General features: G+C 32.5%; 17 protein-coding genes. 11 read left to right on the top strand and 6 right to left on the bottom strand.

The features are described 5' to 3' along the window. The first annotated feature begins 7 nt into the window (after positions 1-7). The 7 genes from ruvX to E1J38_RS11165 all read left to right on the top strand — a co-directional run bounded on the left by ruvX (position 8) and on the right by E1J38_RS11165 (position 4899). The gene (gene ruvX / locus E1J38_RS11195; protein WP_133356900.1) at positions 8-418 is read left to right on the top strand and encodes a Holliday junction resolvase RuvX; all 411 of its coding nucleotides are present in this window, start codon (positions 8-10) and stop codon (positions 416-418) included. Between the two features lie 55 nt (positions 419-473). Continuing rightward, positions 474-1064, top strand: a complete 591-nt coding sequence (gene def, locus E1J38_RS11190; RefSeq protein WP_133356902.1) for a peptide deformylase — start codon at positions 474-476, stop codon at positions 1062-1064. Positions 1065-1117: 53 nt separating this feature from the next. Then, on the top strand, positions 1118-1546 hold the full coding sequence (locus E1J38_RS11185; RefSeq protein WP_133356904.1) for a DUF5606 family protein: 429 nt from the start codon (positions 1118-1120) through the stop codon (positions 1544-1546). Positions 1547-1649: 103 nt separating this feature from the next. Then, positions 1650-2321: a Crp/Fnr family transcriptional regulator gene (locus E1J38_RS11180; RefSeq protein WP_133356906.1), complete on the top strand. Its 672-nt coding sequence runs from the start codon at positions 1650-1652 to the stop codon at positions 2319-2321. Positions 2322-2394: 73 nt separating this feature from the next. Further along, a complete protein-coding gene (locus E1J38_RS11175; RefSeq protein WP_133356907.1) occupies positions 2395-3267 on the top strand; it encodes an anti-sigma factor in 873 nt (290 codons plus the stop codon). Positions 3268-3357: 90 nt separating this feature from the next. Beyond that, entirely contained in the window at positions 3358-3921 is a 564-nt protein-coding gene (locus tag E1J38_RS11170) for a TlpA family protein disulfide reductase (RefSeq protein ID WP_133356909.1), read from the top strand. Between the two features lie 12 nt (positions 3922-3933). Further along, positions 3934-4899 carry a D-2-hydroxyacid dehydrogenase gene (locus tag E1J38_RS11165; protein WP_133356911.1) on the top strand — a complete coding sequence of 322 codons (966 nt, stop codon included), beginning with the start codon at positions 3934-3936 and terminating at the stop codon, positions 4897-4899. Here the strand turns inward: E1J38_RS11165 and E1J38_RS11160 are convergent. Genes E1J38_RS11160 through E1J38_RS11140 form a run of 5 tightly spaced genes read right to left on the bottom strand, consistent with a single transcriptional unit; the run spans position 4880 to position 9300 of the window. After that, a complete protein-coding gene (locus tag E1J38_RS11160; RefSeq protein ID WP_133356912.1) occupies positions 4880-5581 on the bottom strand; it encodes a lycopene cyclase domain-containing protein in 702 nt (233 codons plus the stop codon). The genes E1J38_RS11165 and E1J38_RS11160 overlap by 20 nt on opposite strands. Next, a complete protein-coding gene (locus E1J38_RS11155; protein WP_133356914.1) occupies positions 5578-6033 on the bottom strand; it encodes a sterol desaturase family protein in 456 nt (151 codons plus the stop codon). Before E1J38_RS11155 ends, E1J38_RS11160 begins: the two co-directional genes overlap by 4 nt. A 16-nt stretch (positions 6034-6049) precedes the next feature. Next, entirely contained in the window at positions 6050-6889 is an 840-nt protein-coding gene (locus tag E1J38_RS11150) for a phytoene/squalene synthase family protein (protein ID WP_133356916.1), read from the bottom strand. A 2-nt stretch (positions 6890-6891) separates the two neighbouring features. Then, positions 6892-8352, bottom strand: a complete 1461-nt coding sequence (gene crtID / locus E1J38_RS11145; protein ID WP_133356918.1) for a bifunctional phytoene desaturase/3,4-desaturase — start codon at positions 8350-8352, stop codon at positions 6892-6894. A gap of 48 nt (positions 8353-8400) precedes the next feature. After that, on the bottom strand, positions 8401-9300 hold the full coding sequence (locus tag E1J38_RS11140; RefSeq protein ID WP_133356920.1) for a MerR family transcriptional regulator: 900 nt from the start codon (positions 9298-9300) through the stop codon (positions 8401-8403). 206 nt (positions 9301-9506) lie between these two features. Here E1J38_RS11140 and E1J38_RS11135 point away from each other — a divergent pair, with 206 nt between their 5' ends. Continuing rightward, positions 9507-11771, top strand: coding sequence for a tetratricopeptide repeat protein (locus E1J38_RS11135; RefSeq protein WP_133356921.1), 2265 nt, complete (start codon positions 9507-9509; stop codon positions 11769-11771). 8 nt (positions 11772-11779) lie between these two features. Here E1J38_RS11135 and E1J38_RS11130 read toward each other — a convergent pair whose 3' ends face one another. Next, entirely contained in the window at positions 11780-12526 is a 747-nt protein-coding gene (locus E1J38_RS11130; RefSeq protein WP_133356923.1) for an NYN domain-containing protein, read from the bottom strand. 544 nt (positions 12527-13070) lie between these two features. On the opposite strand from E1J38_RS11130, the gene E1J38_RS11125 reads away from it, so the two are divergent. From E1J38_RS11125 to E1J38_RS11115, 3 genes are read left to right on the top strand one after another with little or no spacing between them, the layout of a single operon-like run. After that, a complete protein-coding gene (locus E1J38_RS11125) occupies positions 13071-14519 on the top strand; it encodes an arginine decarboxylase (protein WP_133356925.1) in 1449 nt (482 codons plus the stop codon). Between the two features lie 3 nt (positions 14520-14522). After that, positions 14523-15461 carry an agmatinase gene (speB, locus tag E1J38_RS11120; protein ID WP_133356927.1) on the top strand — a complete coding sequence of 313 codons (939 nt, stop codon included), beginning with the start codon at positions 14523-14525 and terminating at the stop codon, positions 15459-15461. Then, positions 15451-16425, top strand: a complete 975-nt coding sequence (locus tag E1J38_RS11115) for a deoxyhypusine synthase family protein (protein WP_133356929.1) — start codon at positions 15451-15453, stop codon at positions 16423-16425. Before speB ends, E1J38_RS11115 begins: the two co-directional genes overlap by 11 nt. Position 16426 lies beyond the last annotated feature (1 nt).

Here is a 16426-nt window from a genome sequence, read left to right as displayed (position 1 = left end):
AAAATAAATGGCACGCATTTTAGCAATTGATTACGGTACTAAAAGAACAGGATTAGCAGTAACCGATGAATTACAGATTATTGCATCTGGTCTAACTACAGTAATTACAAAAGAGTTAATAAATTTTTTACAAGATTACACTAGTAAAGAGGAAGTTGAACTATTTTTGGTAGGGGAGCCAAAGCAAATGGATAATACTGCTTCTGAGAGTGAGGTGCATATCCTTAGTTTTCTTAAAGTTTTACAAAAGGAAATCCCGAATATTCCCATTGAAAGAGTTGATGAACGTTTTACTTCTAAAATGGCTTTTCAAACTATGATTGATAGTGGTTTGAAAAAGAAAGACAGACAAAATAAAGCTTTAGTTGATGAAATTAGTGCTACACTTATTCTACAAAGCTATTTATATTCAAAGTAATTACATTCATTAAATTATTGGTTGTATTTTTGCCACAGTAAAAGCAATATTTTTTATGATTTTACCCATTGTAGCATACGGCGACCCTGTTTTAAAAAAGAAAGCTAAAGAAATTACTGAGGATTATCCTAAACTTGATACACTTTTAGAGAACATGTTTGAGACTATGTACGGCGCCTATGGCGTTGGTTTAGCGGCACCTCAAATAGGCTTACCTATTAGAATATTTCTTGTAGATACAGAACCTTTTGCTGAAGACGAACAATTAAGTGCAGAGGAGCAAGCACAATTAAAAGACTTTAAACGTGTGTTTATTAATGCTACTATTCTAGATGAAGAAGGAGATGAATGGGCATTTAACGAAGGCTGTTTAAGTATTCCAGATGTTAGGGAAGATGTCTTTAGAAAACCAGAAATTACCATAGAATACTACGATGAGAGTTTTGAAAAACACACAGAAACTTTTAACGGACTAATTGCACGCGTTATTCAACATGAATACGATCATATTGAAGGTATTTTGTTTACAGACAAACTGTCAAGCTTAAAAAAGCGATTAATTAAAGGTAGGCTTAATAATATTTCAAAAGGTAAAATAAATGTAGACTACAGAATGCGTTTTCCTGATCTAAAAAAGAAACGATAATATTTGCAATACAATAATAAACACTAGATATTTGCGCCTCTCAAAAAAATAATATGAGTTTAGATAAAGTACTTTCAATTTCTGGGAAACCGGGTTTATACAAGCTAATAGCTCAAACACGTGGGGGCTTTGTGGCAGAATCTTTATTAGATAAAAAAAGAATTTCGGTTGGTATTCAAACCAATGTTAGTGTGCTAAGTGAAATAGCTATCTATACCTTGGCAGAAGAAATTCCTTTAAAAGAGGTCTTTAAGAAGATTAAAGAAAAGGAGAATGGACAACCAACCTCTGTGAAATCAAAAGATAGTAAAGATAAACTAGAAGCGTATTTCTTTGATGTGCTACCTGATTATGATGAAGATAGAGTTTATGCTAGTGACATTAAAAAGGTAATTCAGTGGTATAATCTGTTATACCAGCATGATATGTTAGGCTTTTTAGATCACGATGATGAAGTTGAAAAATCAGATGAAGAAGAATAATAAAACAATAACCTCTTAATAAGAGGTTTTTTTTATGTCTTTTTGTAAGATTAAAAGGGGGTTACCGACCTAATCTAGCAACTAACAAATAAAAAAATATGCAATGAAATCGTTTTGGTTTTTTGATGACGTAAATCTTTTTAAAGTCTTATGTCCACATAAGTTTAAAGCCTACAAGGTAAATCACGATTTCGACTCTTACAGAAAGAAAGATTATATCTACTTTGAAGAAGATTCAGCTAATAAAGTCTATTTAATAGAAAAGGGAAAAGTTAAGATTGGTTATTATAATGAAGATGGTACCGAGGTGGTAAAAGCTATTTTAACCCGAGGCGAGTTGTTTGGAGAAACCGCTATTTTGGGAGAGTCTAAAAGGGAAGAATTTGCTCAATCTGTTGATAATGCAACAAGTATTTGCCCTGTAGGGGTAGATACTATGCATGATTTAATGAGAGACAATCAAACGTTTAGTTTAAAAATATATAAGCTTATTGGTTTTAAACTAAAAAGGTTAGAAAGACGCTTGCAGATTCTATTATTTAAAGATGCCAAAACTAGATTGATTGAGTTTCTAGAAGAGTTATGTACAGATTTTGGATATGATTGCGAAAAAACAGGAGATAAAGTTATTCAGCATCCTTATACTCAAAGAGATATTGCCTCTTTAATTGGTACTTCTAGACCTACTTTAAATATTCTTCTAAACGAACTTAAAGAAGAAAATATCATAGAATTTAACAGAAAAGAAATAAGAATTCACAAAAAAACAGCTTAGTGTTAGGTAGCTAACATTTTATAAAATCATCAGCCTTTAATTTTGTAGTATTAAATAACATTAAAAAATTAATATGATGATAAGAAAAGTAATTTTAGCTGTTATAGCTTTAGGATTTTTAACGGTTTCATGTAGTGATGATGATAACCCAGTAAAAACTTCAAGATTGACTTTAAATCTTGATGGATTGGAAGCCTTAGGTACAGACTATGTGTACGAGGGGTGGATTATAGTTGATGGAAGTCCTGTTTCTACAGGAACATTTTCTTCAGTAAGTTTTCCTCAAATATTCACTGTGGATAGTGAGCAACTAGAAAAGGCAACCACTTTTGTCCTTTCTATTGAGCCAGCTGTAGATCCAGACCCAGCACCAGCAGCTACCAAAGTTTTAGCAGGTGATTTTTCAGGAGACGAAGCCAATGTAAATTCTAATGGTATTGTTGGAGATTTTAGTACGTCTTCAGGGAAATATATTTTAGCAACACCAACTGATACAGATGATACCAATGAAGAGAGCGGTGTTTGGTTTTTAGATAACTCTAGTGGAAGTCCAGTAGCTGGCCTAAATCTTCCAGCACTTTCTGCAGGATGGAAATATGAAGGATGGGTGGTTTTTGACGGAACACCAATTACAACAGGTACGTTTACAGCGGTGAATGCAGCTGATGATAATGCTGCTACATCAATGTTTAAAGGAGATGCGAATAATGGACCAGCCTATCCAGGAGAAGATTATTTACAAAATGCACTGGCAGGATTAACATTCCCTACAGATTTAAAAGGAAAAACAATAGTGGTTTCGGTTGAGCCAGACCCAGATAATAGTCCAGCTCCTTTTACCCTAAAACCTTTAGCGCATATGGTTCCTGCTGATGCCATGACTCATACAGCAATTATGATGGGAGATGGTCCAGTAAAAAGTTTAGCAGGTGTAGTTTCAAGATAAATTTAATTATTACACAGAGGGTTAATTGTTTTTTTTAGATTTGAAGCATGGTTTCAGTTATGAAACCATGCTTCTTTGTTTATATATCACATGCGATTAAAAAAACCAAAAATAACAGACATTATATTTTTAGTAGTAATAGCTGTTTTAATCATTCCACAAACTAGAAAACCCATACAAATATTCGTAAATAAGGGTCTAGCTCTTATTAGTCCCTCTAACATTAGTTTAAAGAAACAAGATAATCTTACATCCTATAATTGGAAACTAGAAGACCTCCATGGAAATGTTTTTAATTTTGAAGAAGCCAAAGGACAGGTTGTTTTGGTGAATTTTTGGGCTACTTGGTGTCCACCATGTATTGCTGAAATGCCTAGTCTTCAAAGACTTTATGATGATTATCAGGATAAGGTTAAATTTGTATTTGTTTCAGATGAATCATTTAAAGATATAAAGTCTTTTCTTAAAAAAAATGAGTACACCTTTAAAGTATTTAGGTCCGCTTCAAATTATAGCACTATCTTTAACGTGAGTAGTATTCCTAGAACATTTCTAATTGATAAAACAGGGAAAATTGTCATAGATAAAACAGGAGCTGCTAATTGGAATAGCCAATCGATTAGAAGTACTATAGATGAATTAATTAAACAATAAAATAATAGCAAAGTGAAAATAGTAGTTTTAGATGGTTTTACGTTAAACCCTGGAGACTTAAGTTGGGATGAGATAGCAGAGTATGGCGATTTAGAAGTTCATGATAGAACACCCTATGATACGAAGGAAATTATTAAGGCCATTGGAGATGCTGAAATTGTTTATACCAACAAAACACCCTTGCCAAAGGATGTCCTTGAAAATGTGCCATGGGTTAAGTTTATTGGTGTTCTAGCAACTGGTTATAATGTAGTTGATGTTGCCTTTGCTAAAACATTAGATATTATTGTTACTAATGTACCTAGTTATAGCACTCAATCTGTGGCTCAATTTACCATGGCGTTAATACTTGAAATGTGTCATCAGGTGGGAAATCATAGCAATGCGGTTCATGATGGAGACTGGGTTAATGCTGTGGATTTTTGCTTTTGGAATGCACCTTTAATTGAATTGGAAGGAAAAACTTTAGGTATCATTGGTTTTGGAAGTATAGGGCAAAGTGTTGCAAAAGTTGCTCAAGCTTTTGGGTTGAAAATTTTGGTAAATAGTAGAACTAATAAACCTGAGTTTGAAACAGATACTTTAAAGTTTGTAGCGTTAAATGAGTTATTTGCTCAATCAGATTTTATAAGTTTACATTGTCCGCTTTTTGAAAGTACTAGAGGGATTATAAATAGCGCCAATATTGAGAAAATGAAACCAGGTGTAAAAATTATAAACACGGCTAGAGGCGGATTGGTTGTTGAAAAGGATTTGGCTAAGGCCCTTAATTCTGGTAAAGTTTCTGGTGCTGCGGTTGATGTTGTTTCAGAAGAACCTATGAAAGCTAATAATCCATTGCTTAATGCTAAGAATTGTATCATTACACCTCATATAGCTTGGGCACCTAAAGAAGCCAGAATGCGATTACTAAATACCACCAAAAATAATTTGGAAGCCTATTTAGATGGTACTCCTATTAATGTTGTAAATGCTTAGTTTTTCGTTTTTTCCAATTTTCTATAAAAAGTAAGTTCATTAGAATTAATGAAAACGCATACACTACATCTTCAATAGGGATAGTAAACAATCTGATATTTAAATTTTCAGCATTGTTATACCAAACGACTTCATCTTCAATAAAACTTCCTGTTAACAAGCCGTTTACAATAAAAAAAGGAATCAGCATAATTAAAAAAGTTAACAAATAGGAGCTCAATAAATCTGGTTGCCATTTTAAAACGAGATAAATAAGAATAACGGCAAGTGTGAAGTTTACCAAGGTGTACCACTTGTTGAAGTTATAGACTATAAGTACAGTGAAAATGAAAATCAAAAAATACCCAATGGTTTTAGTAGTTTTTCTTGAAACTTTAAGGTTGGGGAAGTAATACAAGAGCGCATAATGCGTAAATACACAGGCATACGGAATACAAATAAAAAAAAGCCACTCTTCAATAGGTAAATTAAAAAGATTTTTTCCTAAAAGATAACTGCTGTTAAACCCCCAATAGCCTTTTACGGTAAAGATAATATCCCAAGGAATAAACACACACATGGAAACAACTAAACCCAAAAGTAGTGGTTTCCAAAGTTTATAAAACTTAAGCTTTGGGTGAAAACTAAATAAAAAGGGAATACTTATGGAGCCTAAATTTAATAATAGGTATAAGTAATTCATTTAGCTTCTTTAAAATATTTAAACGGAACAAAAAGCATTCCAAAACATTCGCTATCTTTTTTTCCAATGTTTTTATGATGTATTTTATGAGCACGTCTAACACCTTTGGCATACCAGTTATTTATATTTCTGAACATTTTAAAACGTTGATGAATAAAAATATCATGAACGATAAAATAAGATATACCATAAGCCAAAATACCTAAACCTATAGGTAAACCAGCCCAAAAATCATTGAATTTCCAAAGTAGTATACAAGAAATACTAACTACCGCATAAAAAATAAAAAAAAGGTCATTGCGTTCAAACCAGCTATCATGGTCTTTTTTATGGTGGTCTTTGTGTAAACTCCACAAAAAACCATGCATGATGTATTTATGAGTAAACCAAGCCATAAATTCCATAGTACAATAGGCAGCTAAAAAAATAATTATCCAAAGAATTGTTTGCATAAAAAAGTGTATTAAATCACATTAAATTTAACTGATATTTTACATAACTCCGCATTAAAAGTTCAATTTTTTTTGGATTAGATACTCTTATACGGGTGTTTTTTATTTTTAAGGCTGGTGTTTTCTTTAGTTTTTTAAGTAATTGGTGGTAATACCTGTATGCCATAAAAACCCCAAATTTAGCCTCCATGGGTAGTTTTTTAATGCCACTCAACCCCTTTGCGAAATCACTTTCAATATCATCAATAATTTCTTGTTTAGAGCGTTCGCTTAAATTATTGAGATCTGTATTTGGAAAATAACTCCGATTTAAAACATCGTGGTCTGCCTTCAAATCCCTTAAGAAATTTACCTTTTGAAATGCAGAACCTAAAGACATGGCTGTATCTTTCAATTCTTCATATTTATTATTGTCTCCTTTAACAAAAACCTTTAAACACATTAAACCAACTACATCTGCAGAACCATAAATATACGCTTTGTACTCCTTGTCAGTCAAATAATTTTTTTTATGTAAATCTAAATGCATACTGTTCATAAAGGCATCAACCATGTGTTTGTCTATGTTGTATTTGTGATACGTATGCTGAAATGCATTAAGAATGGGGTTAAGACTTATTTTGTGTTTGAGCGCATGTTCTAAGTCTTCTGAAAATCTATCGAACAATACTTTCTTGTCAAAATCATGAAAAGAATCAACAATTTCATCAGCAAATCTTACAAATCCGTAGATATTATAAATATCATTCCTGATGGAGTTAGCAAGCATTTTAGTTGCCAAAGAAAAGGAGGTACTATAAGTTTTAGTAACTATTTTACTGCTAGCGTAAGATACCGTATCAAATAATTGTTTCATAGTTAATGGTGTTTAATTATTAGTTCTGATACCAATTTCCCAGAAATTAGAGAAGGGGGTACCCCAGGACCAGGAACAGTAAGCTGTCCTGTAAAATACAAATTATTTACTTTACTACTTTTAAGTTTAGGTCTTAAAAATGCCGTTTGGGTTAAAGTGTTAGCCATTCCATAGGCATTTCCTTTATATGAATTGTAATCTTTTATAAAATCGTTTATGCAAAAGCTTTCTTTAAATAGAATGTTATCAGTAACTTTTTGGGAAGTTAAATGCTCAAATCTTTTAATGACCTTATCAAAATAAAGTTGTCTTAATTCTGGTGTGTCATTTAATCCAGGGGCTAACGGAATTAAAAAGATGCCAGCCTCTTTTCCTTCAGGTGCGCTGCTCTTATCGGTTATACTAGGAAAACTTGCATAAAACAGAGGATTATCTGGCCATTTTGGATTATCGTAAATATCAAATGCATGCTCATCAAAATCTACATCAAAAAATAGGGTGTGATGATTTACATTTTTTAATTTCTTATCAAAACCTATATAAAAAAGGAGGGCTGCAGGTGCAAAAGTCTTTTTACTCCAATAAGATTCAGAATATTGTCTGTACTTTTTTTCTATGAGCGTTTCTGTATGCCAGTAATCGGCTCCACTTAGAATAATATCTGCTCCAAGAAAGTGATTGTTTGAAACGACACCTTTGGCTTTTCCAGATTTAACCTCTATTTCTTTTACAGAAGCCTCCGTCTTTATGTTTACTCCAAGCTCTTTAGCAAGCGTTTCCATTGCTAAAATGACTTGATACATGCCTTTTTTTGGATGAAAGGTGCCTAAACCAAAATCGGCATAATTCATAAAATTATAGAACGATGGGGTATTACTTGGTTTGGCGCCTAAAAATAATACAGGGAACTCTAAAATTTGAGCCAATCTTATATTTTTGAATGACTTACGAACATCTCTTTTTATATTGCTAAAAAATTGATTGACACGCATAATGGTGGCAGTAGACATTAATTCTAAAGGAGAAACCCCTGGTTTGTATACTAGATCTTTAATGGCAATATCGTAATTGGTTCTAGCTTTGTCAATAAATTTTTTAAGTTTTATTGAGCTTCCTTTTTCAACATCCTCAAAGGTTTTACATATTTTGTCTAGAGAATCTTCAATGGTAATTTGCTCGTCTTTATCAAAATAAACACTGTAGGCTGGATTTAATTTTTCTAGAGTGTAATAATCAGAGGGTTTTTTATTAAAATCTGCAAAAAAGCGCTCAAATACATCTGGCATCCAATACCAAGTTGGACCAATATCAAAAGTAAAACCATCTTTTAGCAATTGCCTTGCTCTACCACCAACAGTCTTGTTCTTTTCAAGAACGGTAACGTTGTAACCAGCTTGGGCTAGATAACACGAAGCGGCTAACGACGAAAACCCTGCACCTATTATAATAACACTTTTTTTCATATTTGTTTAACAAAAATAAAAAAAAGTTTAACAAAAAAAAATTAAGGGTTATAAATTATTTACTAAATCTTCAATAGATTGATAAATAGTCACATTTTTAGGTATGTCAAGGTTACTTAACATTTGAAGTTTTGGACCCAATAGCATGAGGTTATGATTGTAGTCCTTTAATAATAGATTATTAAATTCATCAATATATCTAGGAATTTTTTCAACTTCAGGATTTACGGTGAAGTATGAAATGAAAGTGATTTCATTAAAAAACTCTAAAACACTAGTTAGACTATCTAAAGGAACACTTTCTCCTAAGAAAATGGTGTGATAGCCTTTACTGCGTAATTGATAGTTAATGAATAATAAGCCAATATCGTGTATTTCATTATCAGGAAGATACAGTACAAATGTTTTAGAGACAGGTTTTGGTTCTAAACTTTGTAATCTTTCTATGTTTAAGAGAATTTTTTGTTTTATATGCACTGAAAGAAAATGCTCTTGAGACGGCGTAATAGTATTAGTTTGCCAAAGCATACCAATTTCATTCAAGAGAGGTAAAAAAACCGTGTAGAAAATATCACTGAACGTTTTGTTTTCTATAAGGTTGTTGTAAGTGTTGTAAAATAAAACTTGATCAAAGTTAATCATAGCCATTTTGAAAGCGTTAATGGCATGGTCTTCAACCTTGGCTCTAGATGCTATTTCACGAACTTTAATAGGGATTTCGTCTTCTTCAAGACTTGCTATTTTAGAAATTTTAAACCCATTGTTATTCAAAAAAGATATATTTAGCAGCTTTTGAAGACTTCCTATACTGTAGTTTCTAATATTGGTATCAGATCTATTAGGCTGCAGTAAGTTATAGCGCTTTTCCCATATTCTAATGGTATGCGCCTTAATACCCGTAAGGTTTTCAAGATCTTTAATGCTAAAATTGACCTGTATATTGTTCATGAATGTTCAATAAATATTAAACAAAATTAATAAATTTATAATATACATTCCAAGAAAAATGTAATTATTATTAATTAATAGTTATTTATTTTGACTTCTTGATGGATTAAACATAAATAATATATATAACTTACTTCTTTGTAAAGCCAACACTATAAGTTATTTTTGGTGTTTTCATATTCACAAAATTAGGTATCAATTATAATATGTCTTCAAAGCTTGTTCTTATAAAATTACTCATCTCTAAATGGTTGTTTATATGTTTTGTAGTGTTAGTTTCTTGTAATAACAAAAAGGCAAAGTATATAGAGGTAGACAAGGATAGTATTTTTGTGTCGTCTCATTTAATACCAGATGATCATTTTTTAGGAGATAAGGCTTGTGCTGAATGTCATAAAGAAGAAGTTGAATTGTGGTCCGGTTCGCATCATGATAAAGCTATGCAAATAGCCACTGAAGAAACCATACTTGCAGATTTTAATAATACTACTTACACAAGCCAAGGAGTAACCTCTTATTTTTTTAAAACAGAGAGTGGTTATTTTGTAAATACTGAAGGTCCTGATGGTAAGAATCATGATTATAAAATTGAATACACCTTTGGTATAACCCCATTGCAGCAATATATTGTAAAATTTCCTAACGGGCATTATCAGTGTTTAAGAACTGCTTGGGATACCGAAAAACATAAATGGTTTGATTTATATCCAGATTTTAAGGTAATACATTCAGAGTGGTTACATTGGTCTAGAGGAGGGTTGAATTGGAACAATATGTGTGCTGACTGTCACTCTACCAATGTTAGAAAAAATTATAAGCAAGCAGACCATAGCTATGATACCAAGTACGCTATAATTAACGTAAATTGTGAAGCCTGTCACGGCCCTGGAAAAACACATGTAGAACAAGCTAAAAAATTAGGTGAAAATTATGTAGCTACCAAAGGTATGTGGATGACAAGTGATACAGCACCTAAAGAGTTGGTAGATCAGTGTGCTAGGTGTCATATGAGACGCGAACAATATTCTGGACACTTTAATTTTGAAGGAACTATGATGGACCATTATTTTCCACAGGTTTTAACAAATAATTTATACCATCCAGATGGTCAGATATTAGATGAGGTTTATGTGTACGGGTCATTTCTTCAAAGTAAGATGTATCAAAATAATGTAACCTGTACAAATTGTCATGATCCCCATTCTCTTAAACTAAGGTTTGAAGGTAATACCCTATGCTTACAATGCCATGAGCAACCAAAATATGATGTAGCCACACATCATTTTCATGAGGCTGGTTCAGAAGGTGCGCAATGTATAAATTGTCACATGGATGGCAAAATTTATATGGGTAATGATTACAGGCGTGATCATAGTTTTAGAATCCCCAGACCAGATCAAAGTATAAAGTATGGAACACCAAATGCTTGTATTAGATGCCATACCGATAAATCAAATGAATGGGCATGGGAACATTTTAAAACGAACTATGGTGAGCCAGATTATACCCATTTTTCAGATTTGTTAGCACCGGGATTTACTGGAGAATCCAGTGGTTTTCATGGTTTGTTAACTATGGCAAAAGACACGGTTTACCCAGATATAGCTAGGGCATCTGCGGTAAGAAGCATGACTAATTATTTAAATGAGGAAGTCATTGATAATATGCTACAATTTTTAAATGATGAATCGCCTATTGTAAGAGGTACTACTATTGATGTTTTAAGCGAAATACCTAGTCAAGATTACATTAATTACTTTCTACCTCTACTAAAGGACTCAAAGCGTACCGTTAGAGTGAAAGCATTTTTTGCAATGGCTTCATTAGACGAACTTCAAATTCCAGAAGACTATAAAGAGGCTTATCAAAAAGTTAAGAAAGAATTTGAGGTGCATTTAGGTGTAACGTCTGATTTTGCTGGCGGACGTGCAAAACGTGGCGGCTTCTATTTAAAGAAAGGTGATGTGCTAAATGCTATAAAATCATTTGAAAGTGCTTTAGAAATTGATAACCAAAACAACATTATAAGAACTAATTTGGCTAACTTATATTACCGAAATGGGCAATTAAATGAGGCCGAAGAAGCATTTAAAACCATTATAGGTCAGGAGCCTGAATATGGGCAAACCTATTACTCGTATGCCTTATTACTAGGTGAACAAAACAGAACCAAAGAGGCCATAACACAAATGCAACTCGCTATTAAGTACATGCCAGAAAATATTAGGTTTTATTACAATTTAAGCCTTTTACACGATAAGCTTAACAATTTTAAAGAAGCCGAAAACGTATTGGCTAATGGTTTAAAACTAGCGCCTCAAAATGGTGATTTATTGTATGTCTTGGCTTACTTGTATCAAAAGCAAGGACAGTTGGAAAAAGCTAAAAATATAACACAGCAGTTAGTAGAATTGTATCCTAATAATCAAAAGTACAGAAGTATGTATAACCAATTAAGGCAGGTGCCTTAGTTTGGTTACTATTTTTTTGTGTTTTGTGTGTACTTTTCTTTAATTCTTACAAAGATTAATTTATGCCGGCTTTTCTGGTTTTCGCGTTGTTCAATTTCAAATTGGTCAATAGATTTTATAAGTGGAGTAAGTTTTTCAAATCCATAGTTTCTTGAATCAAAATTTGGCCGCTTTTTTTGAATTAAACTACCAACATCACCAAGAAATGCCCAACCTTCATCATCTGATAGATCTTTTATTGTTGAAGAAATTAGGTTAATTTCTTGTCTAGTTATTTTGTCAACATTGGGTTCTTTATTTTCAACTTTCTCCTCAGATTGTTTTTTTAATATTTCTATGTAAATGAATTTGTCACAAGCTACAATGAATGGGTTGGGAGTCTTTTTTTCACCAATTCCAATAACGGTCTTACCAGCTTCTCTTAATCTTGTGGCTAATCTGGTAAAATCACTATCACTTGAAACCAGACAAAAACCTTCAACTTTTTCACTATACAAAATGTCCATAGCATCAATTATCATAGCAGAATCTGTAGCGTTTTTACCTGCTGTGTATCCATATTGTTGTATAGGTGTAATGGCATTTTCGAGAAGTAAATTTTTCCATTTTGTCAATCCAGGTCTGGTCCAATCGCCGTAAATTCTTTTTATGGTAGGATTACCGTACTTGGTAATTTCTTCCATCATCTCTTTAACATGAGCAGAGGGAATATTATCTCCGTCAATTAAAACGGCCATATTAATACTTTGAGTCATATAATTTTCTTCATTTTTAAAAATGCATTGTATCTCAGTAAATTTACAAATATTCTCACATAACAAGAGTTTTACCAAACAAAAACACAATGTTTAATAGGTGTATTACATTATGAATCATTATTATTTTTACTTTTAGTTGAGCAGTTTTAATTAATATAAGGTATATTTTAAATATAGAAATAGTAGTTTTATTTGGTTTAACTCTCTGTAATTCAGTGGCTAAAAAAATTGTAAAAATTTTATAAATATTTTTTTTATTCAACTTTTTGTATTTCATTTGTACCACTTTTAGCTGAACAATTGAACACTGTTTTTATGTTCGGGCTTTTGGAAATTAGGAAGTCATATTCAAAAGCAGCTTACAGATTAAGTAACCGAATTTTAAAGCTAACTTCCGTGTCTCCTATTTATGCTGTACAGCAGCCTTATGCGTTTGTGCCCACCACAAACAAGGAATTCCGTATTTGATAAAGATTAATTTTTATTGCTTTAACCACTGGTTAACATTTTAATTTAATTTTTAACAACAACACATCATACATTGAACACAAAATATATTGATTTAATTAATCAAACCTTTGATTTTCCTCAGGAAGAATTTAAGGTTGACAAAGGAGAATTGCAATTTCACGGAATTGATTTAATGCAATTAACTAAAAAGTATGGCGCACCTTTAAAGTTTACCTATTTGCCACAAATTTCAAATAATATCAATAGAGCAAAAGGTTGGTTTGATAAGGCCATCAAAAAGCATAATTACAAGGGCAATTACAATTATTGTTATTGCACCAAAAGTTCGCATTTTAAACATGTTTTAGATGAAGCTTTAAAAAACAATATTCATATTGAAACCTCTTCGGCTTTTGATATTGATATTATAGAAAGTTTAAAAGAAGAAGGTAAAATTACTAACAATACCTTTATTATAAGTAACGGGTTTAAACGTGCACAATATATCACCAATATTGCTAGGCTAATTAATAACGGTCATAAAAATGCCATTCCTATAATTGATAACTACGAGGAGATAGATTTACTGTCTAAAGAAATAAAGGGTAAGTTTGATGTAGGTATTAGAATAGCTTCTGAGGAGGAGCCAAAATTTGAATTCTATACCTCTCGTTTGGGTATTGGCTACAAAAATATTGTGCCCTTTTACAAAAGCCAGATAGCTGATAATGAAAAAGTAGAGCTTAAAATGTTACACTTTTTTATTAACACAGGTATTAAAGATAATGCCTACTATTGGAATGAGCTTTTAAAATGCTTAAAGGTGTATATTAGTTTAAAAAAGATATGTCCGTCGTTAAACAGCTTAAATATTGGTGGAGGTTTCCCAATAAAAAACTCACTAGTTTTTGACTTTGATTATGAATATATGGTTGATGAGATTGTAAACCAAATTCAATTGGCATGTGATGAAGAAGGTGTAGATGTACCCAATATTTTTACAGAGTTTGGAAGTTTTACTGTTGGCGAAAGTGGCGGTGCTATTTATGAAGTGTTGTACCAAAAACAACAAAACGATAGAGAAAAGTGGAATATGATAAACTCGTCGTTTATAACTACTTTACCAGATACTTGGGCTATAAATAAACGTTTTATTTTATTGCCATTAAACCGTTGGCAAGATAATTACGAGCGTGTTTTATTAGGGGGGTTAACGTGTGATAGTGATGATTATTACAATAGCGAGCAGCATATGAACGCTATCTATCTACCAAAGTACAACAAGGAAAAGCCTTTGTATTTAGGTTTTTTCAATACAGGAGCTTACCAAGAAACCATTGGCGGTTTTGGTGGATTACAACACTGTTTAATACCATCGCCTAAACACATTCTTATTGATAGGGATGCTAACGGAACTTTAGTTACAAAGGTTTTTAGCGAACAACAAAAAAGTGAGGACTTGCTTGATATTTTAGGATACAGAAAATCTGAAAAACAACAAGAACAAGAAAAAGAATTATCTGAAATTTATTTTAAATAAAAAATGAAAACTAAAACTTATGCGGGAATTCCAGAGGAATACGCAAAATTAGATCAATCAAAAATTGTATTGATTCCTGTGCCTTATGATGGCACTAGCACTTGGCAAAAAGGTGCAGATAAAGGTCCTGAGGCTTTTTTACAAGCTTCAGAAAACATGGAACTTTATGATATTGAAACTGATACAGAGGTTTATAAACAAGGTGTTTTTTTGGCAGATGCTATTACAGAAAACAGTTCACCTGAAGCTATGGTAGCAGCGGTTCACGATATAACAAAAAAGTATATTAAGAAAAACAAATTTGTAACCATTTTTGGTGGTGAGCACTCTGTATCTATTGGGACTATTCGTGCATTTAACGAGATGTTTCCAAGCTTAACGGTTTTACATATAGATGCTCATGCTGATTTACGTAAATCTTATGAAGGGAGTAGTTGTAATCATGCGTGTGCGGTCTATGAGGCAAGCCAAAATGCCAACTTAATTCAGGTGGGGATTCGTTCTATGGATATAAGTGAAACTTCTGTGATGGATTTTGATAAAACCTATTTTGCTCATGATATGGCAACCGATGATTCTTGGATGGAATCTGCTATTGATCAAATGACAGAGCATGTTTTTATCACTTTTGATTTAGACGCTCTAGATCCGTCTATTTTACCAAGTACTGGTACACCAGAACCAGGAGGTTTGTTGTGGTACGAAACGTTAGATTTTTTAAAACAAGTATTTGAAGAAAAAAATGTGGTAGGCTTTGATATTGTTGAGCTTTGTCCTAATTCAAAAGAAAAATCATCAGATTTTCTTGCGGCCAAATTGTATTACAAAATGCTGAGTTATAAATTTTTGGACAGTAATGAGAATGACGATTTTGATAACGCATACCAAGAAAAGTATAATAAAAAAGGATTTTCAAAATTTGTAGAAGAAGATGAATACTAAAGGGCCAATTTCAAAATTTATAGAAACTCATTATTTGCATTTTAATGCAGCTGCTTTAGTAGATGCGGCAAAGGCTTATGAGATGCAATTACAAAATGGAGCTAAAATGTTAGTCTCTTTAGCGGGAGCCATGAGTACTGCAGAATTGGGTAAAAGTTTTGCAGAAATGATTCGTCAAGATAAAGTCCAAATCATCTCATGTACAGGAGCTAATCTAGAAGAAGATATTATGAATTTAGTGGCACACTCACATTACAAACGTGTGCCCAATTACCGTGATTTAACACCAAAAGAAGAATGGGATTTGTTAGAGCAAGGCCTTAACAGGGTTACCGATACTTGTATTCCAGAAGAAGAAGCTTTCAGAAGATTGCAGGCACATATTTTTGATATATGGAAAGAAGCAGAAAGTAAGGGAGAACGCTATTTACCTCATGAGTATATGTATAAAATGTTGTTGTCTGGGGTTTTAGAGCAATACTACGAAATAGATGTAAAAGACTCTTGGATGTATGCTGCGGCTGAAAAAAACCTACCAATAGTTTGTCCGGGATGGGAAGATAGTACCATGGGTAATATTTTTGCAAGCTATGTTTTAAAAGGCGAATTAAAAGCTAGTACCATGAAATCTGGGATTGAGTACATGACCTTTTTAGCAGATTGGTATACTAATAATTCAGTAAAGGGTATTGGGTTTTTCCAAATAGGAGGAGGTATAGCAGGTGATTTTCCTATTTGCGTGGTACCAATGTTGTATCAGGATATGGAGCGAACAGATACGCCATTTTGGAGCTATTTTTGTCAGATAAGCGATTCTACTACCAGTTATGGGTCTTATTCTGGTGCAGTGCCAAATGAAAAAATTACTTGGGGTAAATTAGATATAGATACGCCAAAATTTATCATTGAAAGTGATGCTACTATTGTAGCACCTTTAATTTTTGCTTATCTTTTGGGGTGGTAAC

Origin of the sequence: Seonamhaeicola sediminis (assembly GCF_004358095.2) — a bacterium.
Classification (GTDB): domain Bacteria; phylum Bacteroidota; class Bacteroidia; order Flavobacteriales; family Flavobacteriaceae; genus Seonamhaeicola; species Seonamhaeicola sediminis.
Note: the sequence above shows the minus strand (reverse complement) of the source record. Positions and strands in the feature narration are given on the sequence as shown.

Excerpts from the sequence above, each read along its gene's own strand:
- ruvX (WP_133356900.1), top strand. The coding sequence starts at position 8 with ATGGCACGCATTTTAGCAATTGATTACGGTACTAAAAGAACAGGATTA.
- def (WP_133356902.1), top strand. The coding sequence starts at position 474 with ATGATTTTACCCATTGTAGCATACGGCGACCCTGTTTTAAAAAAGAAA.
- E1J38_RS11185 (WP_133356904.1), top strand. The coding sequence starts at position 1,118 with ATGAGTTTAGATAAAGTACTTTCAATTTCTGGGAAACCGGGTTTATAC.
- E1J38_RS11180 (WP_133356906.1), top strand. The coding sequence starts at position 1,650 with ATGAAATCGTTTTGGTTTTTTGATGACGTAAATCTTTTTAAAGTCTTA.
- E1J38_RS11175 (WP_133356907.1), top strand. The coding sequence starts at position 2,395 with ATGATGATAAGAAAAGTAATTTTAGCTGTTATAGCTTTAGGATTTTTA.
- E1J38_RS11170 (WP_133356909.1), top strand. The coding sequence starts at position 3,358 with ATGCGATTAAAAAAACCAAAAATAACAGACATTATATTTTTAGTAGTA.
- E1J38_RS11160 (WP_133356912.1), bottom strand. The coding sequence starts at position 5,581 with ATGAATTACTTATACCTATTATTAAATTTAGGCTCCATAAGTATTCCC.
- E1J38_RS11155 (WP_133356914.1), bottom strand. The coding sequence starts at position 6,033 with ATGCAAACAATTCTTTGGATAATTATTTTTTTAGCTGCCTATTGTACT.
- E1J38_RS11150 (WP_133356916.1), bottom strand. The coding sequence starts at position 6,889 with ATGAAACAATTATTTGATACGGTATCTTACGCTAGCAGTAAAATAGTT.
- crtID (WP_133356918.1), bottom strand. The coding sequence starts at position 8,352 with ATGAAAAAAAGTGTTATTATAATAGGTGCAGGGTTTTCGTCGTTAGCC.
- E1J38_RS11140 (WP_133356920.1), bottom strand. The coding sequence starts at position 9,300 with ATGAACAATATACAGGTCAATTTTAGCATTAAAGATCTTGAAAACCTT.
- E1J38_RS11135 (WP_133356921.1), top strand. The coding sequence starts at position 9,507 with ATGTCTTCAAAGCTTGTTCTTATAAAATTACTCATCTCTAAATGGTTG.
- E1J38_RS11130 (WP_133356923.1), bottom strand. The coding sequence starts at position 12,526 with ATGACTCAAAGTATTAATATGGCCGTTTTAATTGACGGAGATAATATT.
- speB (WP_133356927.1), top strand. The coding sequence starts at position 14,523 with ATGAAAACTAAAACTTATGCGGGAATTCCAGAGGAATACGCAAAATTA.
- E1J38_RS11115 (WP_133356929.1), top strand. The coding sequence starts at position 15,451 with ATGAATACTAAAGGGCCAATTTCAAAATTTATAGAAACTCATTATTTG.